The organism is Nocardia sp. 2TAF39 (assembly GCF_052114905.1).
Classification (GTDB): Bacteria; Actinomycetota; Actinomycetes; order Mycobacteriales; family Mycobacteriaceae; genus Nocardia.
Genome location: NZ_JBFRFQ010000062.1, coordinates 1 through 16167, shown reverse-complemented (window position 1 = coordinate 16167; position 16167 = coordinate 1). Strand labels below are relative to the sequence as shown.

At 65.0% G+C, this 16167-nt stretch carries 14 protein-coding genes and 2 tRNA genes; 12 read left to right on the top strand and 4 right to left on the bottom strand.

The window, feature by feature from the left end; all coding sequences use genetic code 11:
* Positions 1–10 precede the first annotated feature (10 nt).
* Entirely contained in the window at positions 11–823 is an 813-nt protein-coding gene (locus AB4Z47_RS27655; protein ID WP_441955115.1) for an Fpg/Nei family DNA glycosylase, read from the top strand.
* A gap of 46 nt (positions 824–869) precedes the next feature.
* Here the strand turns inward: AB4Z47_RS27655 and AB4Z47_RS27650 are convergent, their stop codons facing one another.
* Together AB4Z47_RS27650 and AB4Z47_RS27645 are read right to left on the bottom strand one after the other, a co-directional pair.
* Positions 870–1820, bottom strand: a complete 951-nt coding sequence (locus AB4Z47_RS27650) for a diguanylate cyclase domain-containing protein (RefSeq protein WP_441955113.1) — start codon at positions 1818–1820, stop codon at positions 870–872.
* A gap of 383 nt (positions 1821–2203) precedes the next feature.
* On the bottom strand, positions 2204–2605 hold the full coding sequence (locus tag AB4Z47_RS27645; protein ID WP_441955152.1) for an excalibur calcium-binding domain-containing protein: 402 nt from the start codon (positions 2603–2605) through the stop codon (positions 2204–2206).
* A gap of 354 nt (positions 2606–2959) precedes the next feature.
* Between AB4Z47_RS27645 and AB4Z47_RS27640 the strand changes: the two genes are divergently transcribed.
* Together AB4Z47_RS27640 and AB4Z47_RS27635 are read left to right on the top strand one after the other, a co-directional pair.
* Positions 2960–3033 (top strand) — tRNA-Gly (locus tag AB4Z47_RS27640).
* A 42-nt stretch (positions 3034–3075) separates the two neighbouring features.
* Positions 3076–3152 (top strand) — tRNA-Pro (locus AB4Z47_RS27635).
* Between the two features lie 948 nt (positions 3153–4100).
* On the opposite strand, the gene AB4Z47_RS27630 is transcribed toward AB4Z47_RS27635, so the two are convergent.
* Positions 4101–4871 carry a MerR family transcriptional regulator gene (locus AB4Z47_RS27630; RefSeq protein WP_441955111.1) on the bottom strand — a complete coding sequence of 257 codons (771 nt, stop codon included), beginning with the start codon at positions 4869–4871 and terminating at the stop codon, positions 4101–4103.
* Positions 4872–5258: 387 nt separating this feature from the next.
* On the opposite strand from AB4Z47_RS27630, the gene AB4Z47_RS27625 reads away from it, so the two are divergent.
* The 9 genes from AB4Z47_RS27625 to AB4Z47_RS27585 all read left to right on the top strand — a co-directional run bounded on the left by AB4Z47_RS27625 (position 5259) and on the right by AB4Z47_RS27585 (position 15826).
* Positions 5259–5591: a hypothetical protein gene (locus AB4Z47_RS27625; RefSeq protein WP_441955109.1), complete on the top strand. Its 333-nt coding sequence runs from the start codon at positions 5259–5261 to the stop codon at positions 5589–5591.
* A gap of 53 nt (positions 5592–5644) precedes the next feature.
* On the top strand, positions 5645–6538 hold the full coding sequence (locus AB4Z47_RS27620) for an ROK family protein (protein ID WP_441955107.1): 894 nt from the start codon (positions 5645–5647) through the stop codon (positions 6536–6538).
* 340 nt (positions 6539–6878) lie between these two features.
* Positions 6879–8003 (top strand): GAF domain-containing protein, encoded by a 1125-nt coding sequence (locus AB4Z47_RS27615; RefSeq protein ID WP_441955105.1) that lies wholly within the window; start codon positions 6879–6881, stop codon positions 8001–8003.
* Between the two features lie 67 nt (positions 8004–8070).
* Positions 8071–9072, top strand: a complete 1002-nt coding sequence (locus AB4Z47_RS27610; RefSeq protein ID WP_441955103.1) for a conjugal transfer protein — start codon at positions 8071–8073, stop codon at positions 9070–9072.
* A gap of 19 nt (positions 9073–9091) precedes the next feature.
* Positions 9092–9352 (top strand): hypothetical protein, encoded by a 261-nt coding sequence (locus tag AB4Z47_RS27605; protein ID WP_441955101.1) that lies wholly within the window; start codon positions 9092–9094, stop codon positions 9350–9352.
* The gene (locus AB4Z47_RS27600; RefSeq protein ID WP_441955099.1) at positions 9349–9888 is read left to right on the top strand and encodes a hypothetical protein; all 540 of its coding nucleotides are present in this window, start codon (positions 9349–9351) and stop codon (positions 9886–9888) included. Before AB4Z47_RS27605 ends, AB4Z47_RS27600 begins: the two co-directional genes overlap by 4 nt.
* Positions 9888–12413, top strand: coding sequence for an ATP-binding protein (locus tag AB4Z47_RS27595; protein WP_441955097.1), 2526 nt, complete (start codon positions 9888–9890; stop codon positions 12411–12413). Before AB4Z47_RS27600 ends, AB4Z47_RS27595 begins: the two co-directional genes overlap by 1 nt.
* Positions 12410–14860 carry a hypothetical protein gene (locus tag AB4Z47_RS27590; protein WP_441955095.1) on the top strand — a complete coding sequence of 817 codons (2451 nt, stop codon included), beginning with the start codon at positions 12410–12412 and terminating at the stop codon, positions 14858–14860. Before AB4Z47_RS27595 ends, AB4Z47_RS27590 begins: the two co-directional genes overlap by 4 nt.
* A 72-nt stretch (positions 14861–14932) precedes the next feature.
* The gene (locus AB4Z47_RS27585; protein WP_441955093.1) at positions 14933–15826 is read left to right on the top strand and encodes a hypothetical protein; all 894 of its coding nucleotides are present in this window, start codon (positions 14933–14935) and stop codon (positions 15824–15826) included.
* A 154-nt stretch (positions 15827–15980) separates the two neighbouring features.
* Here AB4Z47_RS27585 and AB4Z47_RS27580 read toward each other — a convergent pair.
* Positions 15981–16167: hypothetical protein (locus AB4Z47_RS27580; protein ID WP_441955091.1), on the bottom strand; the 187-nt coding region annotated here is incomplete at its 5' end.

The following is a 16167-nucleotide window of genomic DNA, read 5'->3' as shown; positions in this document are numbered from 1 at the left end:
CGGTACGGCCGTGCCGGAAGGACATACGCTGCACCGTCTCGCGCGGCTGCATCAGCGCCGTCTCGCGGGCAGCGTAGTGCGCGTATCCAGCCCGCAAGGCAAGTTCGCCGCCGGCGCGGCCCGGGTGGACGGTCAGGTGCTGACCAAGGCGGAGGCGTGGGGAAAACACCTGCTGCACCACTATGATTCGGGTCTCGTTGTGCACGTGCACTTGGGCCTCTACGGCAAATTCAGCGAATCCGAGCTGCCGATGGGAGAGCCGGTCGGGCAGGTCAGGATGCGGATGATCGGGGCGCCGCACGGACAGCCCGGCTTCGGCACCGACCTGCGCGGGCCGAGCGCCTGCGAGATCCTGTTCCCACCTGAGATTTCCGCGCTCATCGATCGGCTCGGCCCGGATCCGCTACGCCGCGGCGCCGACCCGGATCGCGCATGGCACCGTATTCGCCGCTCGCGAAGGTCGATCGGAGTTCTGCTGATGGACCAGCAGGTGGTCGCCGGGGTCGGCAACGTCTACCGCGCGGAACTGCTGTTCCGGCACCGGATTTCGCCGCATCGGCCCGGCACCGCCCTGACGGACGGTGAGTGGGCGTCCATGTGGGCCGATCTCGTCGCGCTGATGCGCGTGGGGGTGCGCGCCGGGAAGATGGTCGTGGTACGGCCAGAGCACGATCACGGCGAGCCCTCGTATTCGCCCGATCGTCCGCGCACCTACGTCTACCGACGCCACGGCGCACCGTGCCGCTTGTGCGGCACGCCGATCGCCCATCAGGTCATGGAGGCACGAAACCTCTTCTGGTGCCCCACCTGCCAACCGGGCTGACCCGGCGGCGCCGGTCGCGAGGCGGACAGCTGGTCTGTGGAATGCGTCAGCCCGCGACGGCCGTGTCGATCTCCGGCTCGTCGGCGAACGCGAACCGGCGACCGCCCGCCGTCTTCGCGGAGTACATCGCACGGTCGGCGCGGCGGAGCAGATCGGTGAAATCGCATGGCGTGCCCGGCGGGTTGTAGGCCGTGCCGACGCTCGCCGACACCGGAACCGGGCCCGCCGACGACCACACCGGGTCACGCAGCGCGGCCACGATCCGGTGTGCGAGATCGCTGAGCGTGTTGCGGTGTGGGTTGATGGCGAGCACGAACTCGTCGCCGCCGTACCGGCAGATCACCGTGTCCGGTGGACAGGCTTCGCGCAGCCGGTTGGCCAGCTCGACCAGTACTTCGTCGCCGATCGCGTGCCCGTATCCGTCGTTGATCTGTTTGAACCGATCGAGGTCGATCAGCAGCAGCCCGATACCGCGAGTCGGATCGGTAGCCATCAGCCGTACTTTGTCCTGCAGCAGTGTCCGGTTGGCCAGGTCGGTGAGCGCGTCATGCGTGGCCTCGTGCCGTAGCCGATGCTGTAACGCGGCGATCTCCTGCACTCGCAGCGACACCTTGGCCGAAAGGTTCTGCTCCTGCTGCGCGAGCGCCCGCTCCTGCAACGCCTGCGCGTAACTGTCGATGGCCTGACTGGCCACGAGCGGCCAGCGGGTGGCCACCAGTGAACCCGGTGTGCCGGACGGAAAACCGAGCAGCCACCGGGATGCCTGCGCGAGCATCCGGATCCGGTCGAACGGCGCCTCGGCGAGCCTGGCCCCGAGCATTCGCGCCTTGAATACCGGGAACGGCTCGGACTTGGCGAGCGTGAGCAGTCGCTCGACGATCTCGATCAGTACCGGCTCCAGCTGTTCGGGGGCCGCGCCCGAACCGGGCTCGGCGCACACCGCACAGGCCCATGCTCGGGCCATGATAGCTACCGGGGGCTCGATATTCGTCGACATCGAACTCACCCGGTGTGGATGACGTCGGTACTCAGGTGCCTTGTTCTGGCACGGGCGCCGGCGCCACCCCGATAGTTCGCACTGCTACGCGGTTGTGTCCACCTGGTTCGGTGCACGCTCACCGCCCCCTTTCCAGATACCCCCGTCCGGCAAAAAGGATCCTAGCAAGCCAATCGGCATCGAAACGCCCAGTTTTGCAACGTGTTCTCGATCCCTTCGCGAAAGGTGATCAGGTGTGTGATCGCTCCCATCGCTGAGGTGTTACACCGCAATTCGTTTGCTGCGAAATCGCGCTCCAACGCGCTGGCGACATGCTGGCGGACGGTGGCGCGCGGGTGTCGGGCCCGGTCCGGACCAGTCGGCCGCTGCCGGTCCCGCAGGAATCAGTTCTCGCATGCGACGCCATCGCCGTCCCTATCCAGTCTCGAGCTGTAGCCCGGATCGCCTCTGTGTAGCGGCGCCGCACCTGCCGCCTTCGCGTCGGAGCAGCTCGAGTAGTGAACGCTGTCTGCGGCCGGGGCTTCGGGACCGGGTGGAGTCGCCGGAGCCGCCGGTCGCGATTCGGGCGTCGGTGGCCGCAGTGGCGGTTCGGTGAGTTGCGGCGCGAATGCCTGTGTGGTCGGCGAGCGGGTTGTCGCTGGTGGCGCCGGCGTGCTCGACTTCGGGGTGGGTGGGGTGGTTGCCGTGTGGGTAGCCGACGGAGTGCGGACTGGTGTCGTGTTTGGTGGCCGTTGCTCCGATCTGTTGGCGGCATCGCACCCGGCGCAAAACAACGCGCCTAGCATGCAGACTGTTACGGCGAGTTGTGCGGTTCCCATCGGAAATCCCTCGTGCGCGGCGTTCCGGGCGTGACCGGTGACCGCCTGGTTGGCTACGGCTCCCCTGACGGGAGTCGTCATGCCTCAACCATGTTCCACCGTCCGGCACCTGATACGCTCGAGTTTCGAGGAAATAATCCCTTTAAATTCCGCCTCGCCCGCCGTACCGTCCGCCGGGTCCGGCCGTCCGACATGTCGGCGGCATCGGTCCACGCCTGCGAGAATTCACTGTGTGGGGGGCTGATTGGCTTTTCGGAAGCCGGGTTCGGTAGAGTCGGGTCGCACACGACATCGTGGCGATCCCATCGGTGTCGTATGCCTGCGGGTGTAGTTCAATGGTAGAACCTCAGCCTTCCAAGCTGATGGTGCGGGTTCGATTCCCGTCACCCGCTCCATGGAGCATTCATCCTCGTCGGCGGCCGGACCGCCGCGAGCAACGGGGTGTAGCGCAGCTTGGTAGCGCATCCGCTTTGGGAGCGGAGGGTCGCAGGTTCAAATCCTGTCACCCCGACCACAATTCGAGACCTCGGCTGGTCGCGATTGCGGCGGCCGTAACCGCTCCATCGAGGGATGGTCATGGAGCCTGCGTCGCAGGTGATCCGGCAAGCGACTGGCTCGTGTTGCTCGATGACGGATGGGAGTCGGCGACTCCGGCGGCGCAGACGGCCTCCTGAGGTGATTGTGGGCGGTGGGGAGATGGGTTGAGGCAGCTTCGCCGGCCCATTCCCGAACCCGACCGCTCTTCTGCTGAGGCAGAATGTCCAGCACCTGATCGTCGTCCCCGGAGTCGGCGAATGGACTGGTGTGGGCCGTTACGCTCACGCGATCCGGACTCGACTTCGTGCTGAGTCGACGCGGTGATTCGCTCGGTGGTCTACTCGCCCTCGAGCCTCATGGCCACCGCTCCGGCATCTTCGGCCATGAGGTCGGTATACGTAAGTGTGCCAAGTGGACTCGTCGCGTCGGAGCCGATGCGATTTCGATCTGGAGCAGCATTGGATTACTGACTTGCCGCGCGGCGTCGGATGTTCTGTGTCGCTCGGCAACTCTTCAGCATCGGCGATATGCCAGGGGGTTCGTCGATTCGCCAGCCATTTGTTCACCGAACAAGGCTGTGCGCTGTGAGCATTCGGTCGCCACAACTAGTGAAGAGTTTTGAAAGATGCGAACAAGTCCGTCTACCTAAGTATTCAACGTGGAAAGGGACCGAGCGCACGTATCGGATGTTCGCGGCCGACTTCGTATGGATCGAGCGGGCAGGTTCATCACAAGCCGTGGCGGCGAATGGGTGCGGAGGCTCGTCGCCTGAGGGGATGGCGGCGGCCGCGCTGATCATGAGTCCGGGCGTCCCGGTGACGCGTCGGTTCGGGGCTACTGCCGGAAGATTCGGTCGTTTTCCGCTGCTTGAAACGCGACCGGAGGAAGGTGAACCGTTACATCGTCAACGGTCAACGGTCAACGGTCAACGGTCGACGGCTGGCTGCGGGCCGGGCACCGGCGGCGACGGCACTGTGGGCACGCCGGACAGTGGGGAAGGACTGGGCAGCTTGGGCGGTGGCAGCTCGGAGTGCCGAGCGAACGCCTGGTCGATCAGTTCGGAGGCCGCCCGGGTCACGATCAACCGGGCGATCGCCAGGTCGGTCTCCAGCTTGGTGCGATCCCTCGGCGTGCGCGGGGATTCTTCGTACGCCTGTCCGGCCAAGCGGTAGAACAACTCGGTGGCGAAGCGGTCGGCGATGCGGTCGCAATCGGCCCTCAGCCGTTCGACCAAGTGAAAGGTGTCCTGCATCGGCAGTCCGGTGTCGCTGAGCCGGGTGGCCAGATCACAGCAACGTGGGTTGGTGACTCGGTACGCCTCGAGCGGATCTTCGCTGGCAGCCAGCGCCTGCTTGGCGTACTCCGGTAGCTCGGCGTAGCCGTCGTCGGGCTCGGCGGTGGCGTCCGAATCCGGTCCGGCTCCGTTCGCCTCCTTCACGCCGAGAACCTCCGCGAGTCCATCGCCGCGGTCCCATGCTTCGAGCAGTTCCCTGATGCCGTTCAGCTTCATGCCCCGGCCCAGCAGGCGGCTGATGGTCTGCAGCCGGTTGAGGTGGTCCGACCCGTAGTACCCGATCCGCCCACGTACCTCCGGCGAAGGCAGAAGCCCCCGCTCGTGGTACACGCGGACGCTGCGCACGGTGGTGTCGGCTGCCCGTGCCAGTTCGTCGATCGTGAATTCAGAGTCTGCAGCCATGTTTAAAAGGAAACCATAGTCGGGCCCCCGGGGAAAATGGTCCGTTTCATAACGTGCCGTTAAAAACGGTAGCCGGGGGTTGCCGCGAGGTCAACGAGCCGTTACGTAGCGGGACAAGAGGTTGTGCCCTGGGCAACAGTGGGCTACCGTGCATAGACCAGCTTATCGCGGCTGGCTTCCGGGGACTGTCGAGCAGCCCTGATGACCGTCCGATCCATGGGACACGCACCTGTATCAGGCGTGCCCTCGGCATCCCCGGAGATGGCTATGAGCATTACGCGAACCCTTCCGATGGACACGGGATCTCTTGCAGGAGCAAAGATCTCGTCGATTCCGGAAAAGTCGAACCAGCGGCCGCCATGTGCCGACGTCCCCGACAACTGGGATATGGACACTGGTACTCCGGATGCCTGGCGAGCAGCGGTCCGAACCTGCCAGAACTGCCCCCTCTTCGTGCAGTGCAGCCAACTGGCCCAGATGCTCACCGCCCGAGGCGACGGCCCCCGCGCGATGATCTGGGCGGGCATCGCCTATGACAACTCCGGCAGCGTCATCGAGAACTTGGACCGGCATCGCGCAGCCCCGATCGACCACAAGCGGCCTATGCGCATCATCCGCAACGGCCCGCGGCCGCTGCGCACGGTATCCACCCTCCCGGCACCCCGTCGGCACATCGTGCTCGGGCAACCGCTGAAACCGACAGGAACCGACGGTCTGTGACTATGCTTCGTGGACCTTTCTGCTTCGGATCTCTGTTTGGTGGTGCGTAACTCATGACGGTGTTGGCATTGGAGATCGGTTCATCGAGGTTCGCGGCGAGTCGGGTCGCCGACAATGTCGACACCGATGACATCCGACAGATCCCGGTGCCGTCCTCCGCCGCGTGGGACCGGTGCCGGGAACTGTTGCTCGAGGTCGCGGGCGGCGCCGAGGTCACCTGCCTCGGCATCGCCTCGACCGGACCGATAGATATGGCAGCCGGAGTGGTCGCGCCCACGGAAGTTCCCGAGTGGCGAACGGGTTTCGGTATCGTCGAGGCCGCGCGAAAGTTGTTTCCCAAGGCTACGGTCCACCTCGCGCTGGACGGTGTATGTCTGGCGCTGGCCGAGCGGAATCTCGGCGCCACGCGCGACGTGATGGACGCGCTGGCGATCACCCTGTCCGACCGCATCGGCGGCGGGATCGTGGTCGGCGGATTCGTGGTCGTCGGGCGAACCGGCAATTCGGGACACATCGGTCACGTCTTGGTCCCGGGCTTCGATGATCGGTGCGCGTGCGGTGGCCGCGGGTGTCTGGAAGCGGTTGCCGGTGGCGCGTCGGTGGTGCGCTGGGCTCGTGAGCAGGGCTGGGCTGGTACCTCGGTGTCGGAGCTGGTGGAGGCCGGCCGCGTGGGCGAGAGCATCCCCGCCGCGGCGCTGGGCCGAGCAGGCAGGGCGCTCGGTCAGGCGATCGCGTCGGTGACCGCACTGCTGGACATGAACCTCGTCGTACTCGGCGGCCCGGTCGCCGAAGCCGGCCCCGCGCTGTGGAAGCCGCTCGGCGAAGCGGTCGCCACGCACGCCAGGCTGAGCTTTCAGTCCGGACTGCGCGTTGTTCCCTCGCAGCTCGGAGAGTTCGGAGTGCTCGCGGGTGCTGCGGTGTTTGCACTGTCCGCGCAGGGCGCCTGATCGAGGCCGCAGTGCGGCGTAATGCCCGGCAAGAGAAGAGGTTCAGATCACCCAACAGATTCGCGGTTTGTAAGCCGAGCAGCTCCCCGGACGGGGCCGCTGGACTGCGCGCCTTTGCGTCCGACCAGCTGAACTGAATGTGAACAAAATGAACACCTGGTCGTGCGTTCGGCGAACGTGGTGCAGACTCCGTAGGAATGAGCCCGGCGTGGGTTGATTGAGCCGCTGAATAACGGTACATTGCCTGAGTCACATGATGTCTCATCCGGGTAGAGGTGGATCCGGAGGAACGGCCGGGTACGGGCGAAGTGCGAAGCGAAGTGGCGCAGTGATTCCATGGGTGACTATCGAGACGTTGGCGCCGGACTGCATGTCCGTGGCGTCGGTGGGCGATGCACCGCGCGAGTTCGCGAGCTGGCAGCGGGTACTGCAACGACTGCTGTCGAAAGCACCTGCGCTTTATGACAAGCTGACGACCGCGGGGTTGACCGAGGCCATCCGTACGGCGCATGAGCAGGCGCAGGACGTCGATCTGGCGATCCCAACGGGCTCCGGTCGGCACCAGCTGCTGATCAGGCCGGTGTTCGGCCCGGCTGGGGATGTCCACGCGGTGCGGCTTTGGCTGGGGCCCGCCGCTGAGCGGGTGCCCGTCCTTCGTCCTGCGGTTGGCGCCATCTGGGATCTGGGCACGCAGACTATTCAGCAGCCGAGCGGCATCACCAGATTGTCCGGCAGTGCGGCCGAACAATACGTACCCCGGATGTCCATCGCGGAGTTGTTCCACCGGTTATCGAGCTTCGATCGGCACGCGCAAGTCCTCGACCTGCTCTACGAACCCAAGCCCGGTGACCGGATGCAGTTCGACACCACTGTCGTGTCCGCGTTCGGGCGTCCCGCGCAGTGGCGGATCACCATCCGTGCCCGGGACGACGAGCGGACGCGTGGCGCTTGGTTGCTGATCGAGGATGTCACGTCGGAGAATGTGCCGCCGGCGTGGCCGACGCTGGAGCGAATCGGGTTGCGCGAGGCGCATCGTCGCGCGGGGACGCATCTGGCTGTCCTTCAGCTCGAGTACACCAGTATCTCGCACTGGCTCACCGATCCCGCGCCGTGGATCCGCTGGGACTATCTCTTCCGACCCGTTGACGTCTTTCATCCCGACGATCGATCCCGGTTGGTGGAGCTCGCCGACCGGCTCCGCTCCGGCGACAGCGCCGGTGTGACCCTGCGGCTGCTCAATTACGGCGGCGGCTACACGCCGACTTCGCTGCTGCTCTACCCCTACCCCGGGTACTCGAGCAGGCAGCTCGCGATTGCGCAACTCGTTCGGGTCGCGGACGATGTTCCACTGCTGGAAACCCATCGCCAGGTCGCGGAGCCGCGGCAGCGCGGTGCACCGATCGGCTACGACGATCAATTGCGGCACTGGCTTGCCGGCAGGATGAAAAGCAACCCGGCCTGCTGACAGTTGATTCCCACTGTTGGGAACGGCTGACCGGTTGGGATCGCCTGCGCTCTCTACCATTTCGGGAGTGAGGACAGTGGTTCGCGGACCGGCAGATTCAGGTGAGGCTTTGCTTCGCCGGATGGCCGCGCGCCGCCGCCGCGACAACATCTTGGTTGCGGTGCTGGCCGTGCTCGCCGTCCTCGGCGGCGGCCACGCCATCCTCAGTGTGTTCGACTCCGGTCCGCCTCCGCCGTCCGATGATTCGACAACCGCGATTGTCGGCCGTTCGCAATTGGCTGGATCATTCGCCGAACAGTTCGTGGTGACTTATCTGACCGCCATTGCTGGACAGCAGGATCGAGTCGGCGAATTTGTCGGCTCTGGTCAGCAGATCGCGTTGCCGACCTCCGCGCGACAGGTGTCCGACCCATCGGTCGTCTATGTCTCGCGTACCGTGTCCACCAGCAACCTGGACGTTTGGTCGGTGACGGTGTCAGTCCGGATCGGCAAGAGCGGAACCGGGACTCCCGAGACACGACAGTTCTACCGGGTCGCGGTGTCGGTCTCCGACGGGCGACTACGTGCGCTGTCGGTGCCCGCGGTGGTCCCGCCGCCCGCGAAGGGCGCCGAGCTCGCGCTGGCCTACTCCTCGCCCTGCGCGGTGGATACGCCGCTGTCCCAGGTGGCGGCCGGATTCCTGGGCGCCTTGTTGGCGGGCACCGGTGACGTAGCCCGCTACACCACACCGGATGCGGGCCTTGCCGCGCTGAAACCGGCTCCGTTCACCGCCGTCGAGTTGGTCGCACTCACCGCCGACAACGCGGCCTGCGGGTCCGGCGGTGCGAAGGCCCAGGTGCTGGCCACCATCAACCCCAAAGCCGATACCGGCGCGACCGCGACCCTGGCCTACCCGCTGACGATGGTCCGCAACGGGGGCCAATGGCAGGTGGTGTCCATCGATCCGGTTCCCGCCCTGTCGAGTCCGCTGGCGGTGGTCGCCGGTCAGGATTCCCGCGGCGGCGCGCCGACCAGTTCAACCTCGCCACCTTCGACGTCGGTGAATATTCCGCCGGCGACACAGAATTGATCAGAGAAGAGGCTTCCCGATGGGTAATCTAGCCAACATCCTCTATGGCGTGCTTATCTTCGTTCGCTGGGCGGGGTTGATTCTGATCACGATCCTCAGCATGGCGGTGTTGATTTCCGAAGCGGCGCGGTCGAGGCTGTCCCCGGCCAAGATCCTCGCGGTCGCCGGGTCGGCGGTCCTCGCGGCGGTTCTGTTCTGGGTGCTGCCCACTCTGGTCAATTACGCGCGGACGGACTCCAACATCATCGTTCCCGATCACCCCATCGGTGGTTATCGATGACCCAGGTCCAGGTGATCAAGGTGTTCACGCCGATCAAACGTGTTCCCACGATGATCGGCAAGGCGCAGAACGGGCAGAAACTTCCGTTCGGGCCGTACACCCTGCCCCAGGTCGCCGGAGGCGTCGTGTTGATGTTGGTGACGTCGGTGTGTGCCATGACCTTTCCGGTCAACCCGGCGATAACCTTCATAGCGGGCCTGGCCTTGACCATCATGGTGGTCTTCACGCTCGGACTCGTGCCGTACACCGGTGTCCGGATGACCTCGCGGGCGATGTGGTTCGGCAGGCTGATCGTCTACCGCAAGCCGGTGTCCGCCTCGGGCATGCCGATCACCAGCGATTCGGTGCGCCACACCATGTTCATCGAGGAGACCGTTGTCCTCCTTCTCCCCGATCGACGGACCGCGCGGCCTGCGGAGGAGACCAAGACCGATCTTCGGCTGCTCGAGGTGATCGGGGCTGGAGGTAGCGGCGCCGACCTGCGGGACCGGATGAACGGCAACGGCAACGAACGGGCATCCGGAGGAAGTCCCTGATGGCATTCGGACGAGATCTCCAGCCCACCGCGGCGATTCGCGGCAACCTCCAGTTCACCCATTCGGGGCTGGTGACCGCGACGTACTTCATCAACCCGCTCGGCTACGGCCTGCGCAAAGCCAGCGACAAGCACGACGTGAAGATCGCCCATCATGCGCTGATCAACAACCTGCCGAACGGCTCCCTGCTGCTCGGCATCCAGGCGCGGCTGAACACGATCGACGTGCTCACCAAGATGGTGGAAGGCATCGACCTGGACGAGTGCGAGGACTACGCCGATGAGGTGGTCGCCTCGTATGAACGGGTCCGGGCGATCGCGCCGCAGACGCGGATCTATCTGCTCTCGATTCCGGTCGGGGCCGCCAACTCCGGCGTCTCCGCGCTGTCGAGGATCTGGCGAGGCAGCACTACCACGATCGACGCCACCGCGGTGTCACGAGCCGAGCTGGACGCCTACGACGAGGAAGCGAACACGATCCTGTCCCGTATCGGGGCCGATTTCGATCCGGTTCCGGTCCCCGCCGCGCTGTTCCAGTGGCTGTGGGAGCACTACCTCTCGCGCGGCGCGGTCGGCGAGCCGGTCGCACCGACCCGGGCTGGAGCGCTGGACGACGCGACGTCGGCCGTGTTCCGCTCCGCGGCGCTCGATGAAGGAGCGCAGGCCGACAGCAATCGGCGAGTCCGTCCGTCGTTCGTACCGGTCATCAAAGTGGTGCAGCCGGACTCCGTGTACCGGCCGTCCTATCAGGCGATGCTCACACCCCGTTCTTTCCCTTATGCGGGCATGACTTTTCCCGGCGGCAGTGAGTTTCTCAACGTGCTCGAGGGCCTAGGGGACGTCACGGTGGACTGGGGGATGCGGGTGTCTACCAAGCCCGCGGAGCAGGTGCTGAAGAACAACGAGCTGAGTCTGCGGCGGCTCGGCGAGCAGATGGACCAGCGTGACCAGGAGGTCTCTTTCGCACAGAACACGTTGATGTCGAAGGCGCAGATGCTCGGTGAATACAACCAGCACTTCGAGGTCAACGGTGGCGAATCGGAGGTTTCGTTCACCACCGTCATAGCCATCGGCGGGCCATCGCGCGACGCGACGCTGGACGCGGTGAATGCGCTCAAGCGCCGCTACAAGCGGTTCCAGGTGGAGATGACGGCGCCGGTCGGTGCGCAGGTCGACCTGTGGTCGATGCTGGTACCGGGCAACCCGCCGCGCCGCGCATTCGACGATTTCGCGCACATCCTCCCGTCCGATATGTGGGCCGGTTTCGTCCCGTTCACCACCAGCCAGATCGGTGACGACAGTGGCCCGGTGATCGGCGTCAACCTGCTGTCCGGCCAATTCGAGCCGATCCACTTCGGCATCATGGAGGCGGCGCTGCACGACCTGTCCGCGTCGTTCGCGGTCACGGGCGAGCTCGGGTCGGGCAAGTCTTATTTCCTCAAGCTCATGGCCGTTCTCGTGCACGATATGGGCGGCCAGTTCCTGGCCATCGACCGCAGCCAGGTCGGCGAGTGGGAGCATTTCGCGTCCGCGATCGATGACGCCGTCGTGATCGACCTGGCCAATCCGAGCGTGTCATTGGATCCGCTTCGCCTGTTCGGCCCGCGGATCGCCGGGGAGCGGGCACTGGACTCGATTCTGCCGCTGCTCGACCTGTCGCCGACCTCCGGAGCCGGCGCTGTCGCCGCCAACCTGCTGACCCCCAAGGCGATTGCGCAACACGGCATCCGGAGTCTGCTCGACCTCTTCCACGTCGTCCGGCGGCTCCGTGACGATCCAGGGATCGGAGACGAGTACGCCGACCTCGCGGCTCGACTCGGCACCGTCGTCGAGCGGGTTCCGGTGCTCTTCGACCCGAAGTTGCGACCGCTGCAACTCACCGCCGCGGCGACCGTGATCCGCAGTCACCATCTCGCCTTGCCTACGGCCGAGGAACTCACCACGCCGCATCTGTACAACCGCTTGCCGCTGACGAAGCGGCTCGGCACCGCGCTGTACGAACTGGTCGGTGTCGCCGCCCGCGAAGCCTTCCTCACCGACAACGGCAGATTCGGGCTGCTGGTCGGCGACGAGGCCCACCATTTCACCCAGACCCAGGTCGGCTCGGCGGTGACTTCGGACTTCAGTCGGGACGGACGCAAGCACCTGGCCGCAATCGGACTGGCCTCGCACGACCCTGCCACCGACTTTCAGGGTGCGGCACACAATCTGATTCCCAACCGGTTCGTGTTCCGGCAGCGCGATGAGACCCTGGCGCGCAACAGCTTGGAATGGCTCGGCGTCGACCTGGACGAGGCGCCGTTCCTGCTGCAGATATTGCGAGAGGAGACGTCCCCGCCGGTTGGTGCGGGTCGGCAGGTGCCGGAGGAACGCCGCGGCGAGATGTTCATGCGTGACGCGTTGAACCGTATCGGCCGCGGCAAAGTGCTCGGCCCCGCGCGTCCGGACCGTGCCGCGGCGATCACCAGCACACCGAACTCGGCCGGTGGGCGTGCCGTTCTTCCGGAAAGACAGGTAGTGCAATGACTTTCGATGTCGGAAGGAGGGGGCGGCGGCTGTGTGAGCCCCCCTTCTTGATGGCGTTGGAACCGGAGTTGTGGGATACGGAGCGTTGGCGGCCGCAGGCGGTATTACAGCGATGTCGTGATTGGGTCGCCGCGACTCGTCGTCGACGCTGGACCGCCTGGATTCTCGTCGTCCTCTTCGTGCTGTTCGTATGCCCGGGCATCGTGGGTGCGCTGGCCACAGCGGATACCAGCGCACTCACAGCGGTGTCGGCGCCCAACAGCGCGCTGGGCTGGATGAATGTCAAAGATACGTCAGGAGTCGAACTTTCGAGCTACATATTGGCTTTGAATCGCGGCGGGGTGTTCAACCCCGGGAAAACCGTGCTGTCGCTTCTGATCAGCGTCCTGTTCGCAATTTGGCTGGTCCTTGTGACAACTGGGGTCTGGTTACCGGGGCAGACGGTGAGTTTCACGTGGCTGAATATGTTCAGTGCGCCGTTGCGAGCGGTAGCCGACAACCTGACGGCTCATATCGCAACGCCGATCGTGCTCGTGACGTTTGTGACGATCGGTGGCGTACCCGTGGGTTGGTTCATCGTACGCGGCTATCACGCAAAGGCCGTGATGCAAGTCGTCACGATGCTGACAGTGGCCATTCTGGGGCCGTTTTTTCTGGTCGCACCGCTGTCCAAGGTCTTGTCATCGGACGGGTTGCTCGTGCAGGGGCGTGACCTGGGCATCTCGGTCGCGGCCGGTTTGAACGGTAACAGCAACCCGAATCCGAACCAGTTGGTGGCGAAGATGCAGACCGACATGGCGGATAATTTCGCGCGAAAGCCATTGCAGGTCTGGAATTTCGGACATGTAGTGGATGACCGGCCGTCCTGCAAGGCGGCATGGTCGGCCGGCGTTATGGCCGGTGATGAAGACCGGGTGAAGGACAGTATGAAGACGTGCGGCGACAGCGCCGCATACGCGGCGGCCGATAATCCGAGCGTAGGTCAGATCGGAGCCGGTCTGCTGCTGTTGCTGTCCGCGGCTGTTCTGTTGCTGTTCGCCGCATACCTGGCCCTGAAGGTCATATGGGCCGCACTCGACACGATCTACTACGGGTTCATGACGATCTTCGGGTTCGCCGCGGGCGGGTTCGTATACGGGCCGACCCAGACTTTCACGGTCCGCTGTGTAGTACACGGCTTCGTCGCGGCGGCAAAGATGGCAGTCTTCATCATCTTCCTCGGCATCTATGAGCTGTTCCTGGGCAGTTTGTTCCAACAGGCGCGCGGCCAGGTCATGTCGGTGTTCGTCATCGGGGCGATCGTCGAGGTTGTTGCCATCATGCAGTTGCGGCGCCTCAGCAGGGGCCTCGACAGCGGCAACGACTGGATAGCCAACCGGTTCGCGATGGCGATACAGAGTGGCTTTGCGAAGGACGGCGGAGGTGGTGGGGGGACCGCTCTGGGAATGGGTACGGCGGGTGCGGGCAACTCCTTGACAGGACTGGCGATGTTCGGCGCGGCCAGCACGATCAGTGGTTCGCCGATCACCTCATGGCTCGCGGGCGGCACTCGTGACCCGTTGAATGCCAACGCACGGGATGCGAGTAGGGCGAACAAGCTGGGGTGGTCGATCGCGAAAGAGTTCGGTGAGGAGATGAAAAATCCTCATTACGATCGCCGTTCTTTGGGTGATTTCGCGCAGGCCGGTATTCGGTCGTCCAAAGCGCACCCCAGTAGTCAGTTGGCCGCCGCTTATGCGGCAGAGAGTGTATCGAACCTGACCGGTGGCAATATGGGTTCCGTAAGTGCTGCCCTTTCGAAGGTGGGATTCGGTTGGCGGATCGCCCAGAAGGCGACTGCGGTCCAAGCAGATATTCTGCGGCACGCGGACGCCGAGCCCCTTGCCTCGGCACACTTGGCGCGTGTCATCGCCGCCCACAAGCATTTCGAACAGGATATGGACAATTCGACGTGGAGCGAAGCCAGGCTGGGTGGGCTGAGAGCCACTGTCGGGCGGTATCGCCACCATAACAGCGGTGGTGTCACCATCCCTGACGGGATGGTCCATTTGGGCAGGTCATATCTCGATAGACCTACGCACGGTTTTATCGAGACGCTGCAGGAAATGGCGGATGGAAAGTCGGTCGACAAACCGCTTCTATGGACGAACTCTCAAGGAGTGGCAACCCCACTCAAGAAGCGGGAGGCGGAGCGGTTGCAGAAATGGATAACGAACGAACATGCGCTCAGGGTGCAAGCGGCAACGGATTGGGTATCCCAAAATCCCACCGACTTCCAACGGGTAAGGCGGCTTCGTGAAGAGATAAACAATGCGTCCGCAACCAACCACTGGCAGTCCGGTCGGCCGAGGACTGGCGCCACGTCGCTCTCGCCGCCGTGGAAATCGGATACCAATTTCCTTCCGGATATTCCCCAGGAGATTCTGGAAAATACGAGAAATCACTGATCCGCACCATTAATCGCCAGTGCTTGCGATGGGCCTGTTTTCAAGAAAGGGCACCCGATGATCAACCGTCTCATGACTGTTGTATGGCTCGTCGCAGTAATCCCAACCTGGCTGATTGTGGCGGTACTGGTCACGGGTGGCTTGTTCGCGGTCCTCATCATCCTCGTGCTGGTCGTGGGCGGCGCGACGTCGTCGATCGCCTCCGATCTGCACTATCAATGCGACAGTGCGGTGGGGCCGGATCCCTCCCAGACCGTGACCGTGACTCGTGCCGCCGCCGCTGCGGCTCGGCCCACCGCACCGACCACCCCGAGCGCGAGTGCCTCGGCCACGCCTACCACGAACCCATACGCATCGCTGACCATCGCGCCGGACGACACCAACGCTTCCGACTGGCAGCGCTCCTGTGTCACCGCGCTGAAAATCGCGCCGTACCAAGCTCAACCGTTGCTTACGGGCAGTTCGGGAATCGGCGTCGAGTGTGCACGTGAGCTTGCGCTCACACTGGCGTCGTCCGCTCGCGGAGCACAAGACGGGAGCGCGGACGCCGCTGAGCTGACCAGGTCGGTCATCTACCGCGCCTCGGCCGCGCAGTCGACGGGGCGATGCGAACTCACCGCGGGTTCCGCTGCGGCGGAGCCGCCCGCTGCGGGAACTGCCGGGCCGACGGGCGGTTCCGCCCAGCGCGCGTGCGGGCAGTCCGAAGGAGCCGGTGCCGCTTTCATCGTGCTGCCGAACACCATTGCGGAGCAAGGGGCGTGTGGTCAGCGAGTGGATCCGTCCGCGGTATCCGCAGGCGATCTGGTCTTCTGGGACTACCGTCGCAACGCGCCGACGCAGGTCGGGATCGCGGTCAGCGCCGTCGAGATCGTCACCGCCGATGTGACGACCGGCAAGTATGTCGAACTGCCGATGCCGAGCGCGAGTGATGTGCGAGTGAAGCGCGTACTCGGCGGCGGAATGTGACGGGTACGCGATGCCGCCGACAGATGTAGAGCCCGAGATCGATGCCGGTGTGGAGGGTGAGGCGCCGCCGGTTCCGGTGACGCCGTGGTCGGATCGGCAGGGAAACCAACGCTCTCGTCCCGGTGTCGGGGTGCCCAGCCAGCCGGGTGCTCCATCAGGTGCTCCTGGTCAGCCGGGTGCTTCGTCGGCGGTGCCGGGGCAGCAAGGGGGGGCGTCGCCGGCGCCGGGGCAGCCCGGGCCGGCCGCGTCTGGTCAGTCGAATGGTGTCGGGCAGTCCGGTGTTCCAGGCCAGCCCGGTGCGGTTCCGGGACAGCCCGGTGCCGCTGGTGCGCCTGGTCAGC

Coding starts and splice junctions, on each gene's coding strand:
- AB4Z47_RS27650 (WP_441955113.1), bottom strand. CDS start 1,820: ATGTCGACGAATATCGAGCCCCCGGTAGCTATCATGGCCCGAGCATGG.
- AB4Z47_RS27645 (WP_441955152.1), bottom strand. CDS start 2,605: ATGCTAGGCGCGTTGTTTTGCGCCGGGTGCGATGCCGCCAACAGATCG.
- AB4Z47_RS27630 (WP_441955111.1), bottom strand. CDS start 4,871: ATGGCTGCAGACTCTGAATTCACGATCGACGAACTGGCACGGGCAGCC.
- AB4Z47_RS27625 (WP_441955109.1), top strand. CDS start 5,259: ATGGACACTGGTACTCCGGATGCCTGGCGAGCAGCGGTCCGAACCTGC.
- AB4Z47_RS27620 (WP_441955107.1), top strand. CDS start 5,645: ATGACGGTGTTGGCATTGGAGATCGGTTCATCGAGGTTCGCGGCGAGT.
- AB4Z47_RS27605 (WP_441955101.1), top strand. CDS start 9,092: ATGGGTAATCTAGCCAACATCCTCTATGGCGTGCTTATCTTCGTTCGC.
- AB4Z47_RS27600 (WP_441955099.1), top strand. CDS start 9,349: ATGACCCAGGTCCAGGTGATCAAGGTGTTCACGCCGATCAAACGTGTT.
- AB4Z47_RS27595 (WP_441955097.1), top strand. CDS start 9,888: ATGGCATTCGGACGAGATCTCCAGCCCACCGCGGCGATTCGCGGCAAC.
- AB4Z47_RS27590 (WP_441955095.1), top strand. CDS start 12,410: ATGACTTTCGATGTCGGAAGGAGGGGGCGGCGGCTGTGTGAGCCCCCC.
- AB4Z47_RS27585 (WP_441955093.1), top strand. CDS start 14,933: ATGACTGTTGTATGGCTCGTCGCAGTAATCCCAACCTGGCTGATTGTG.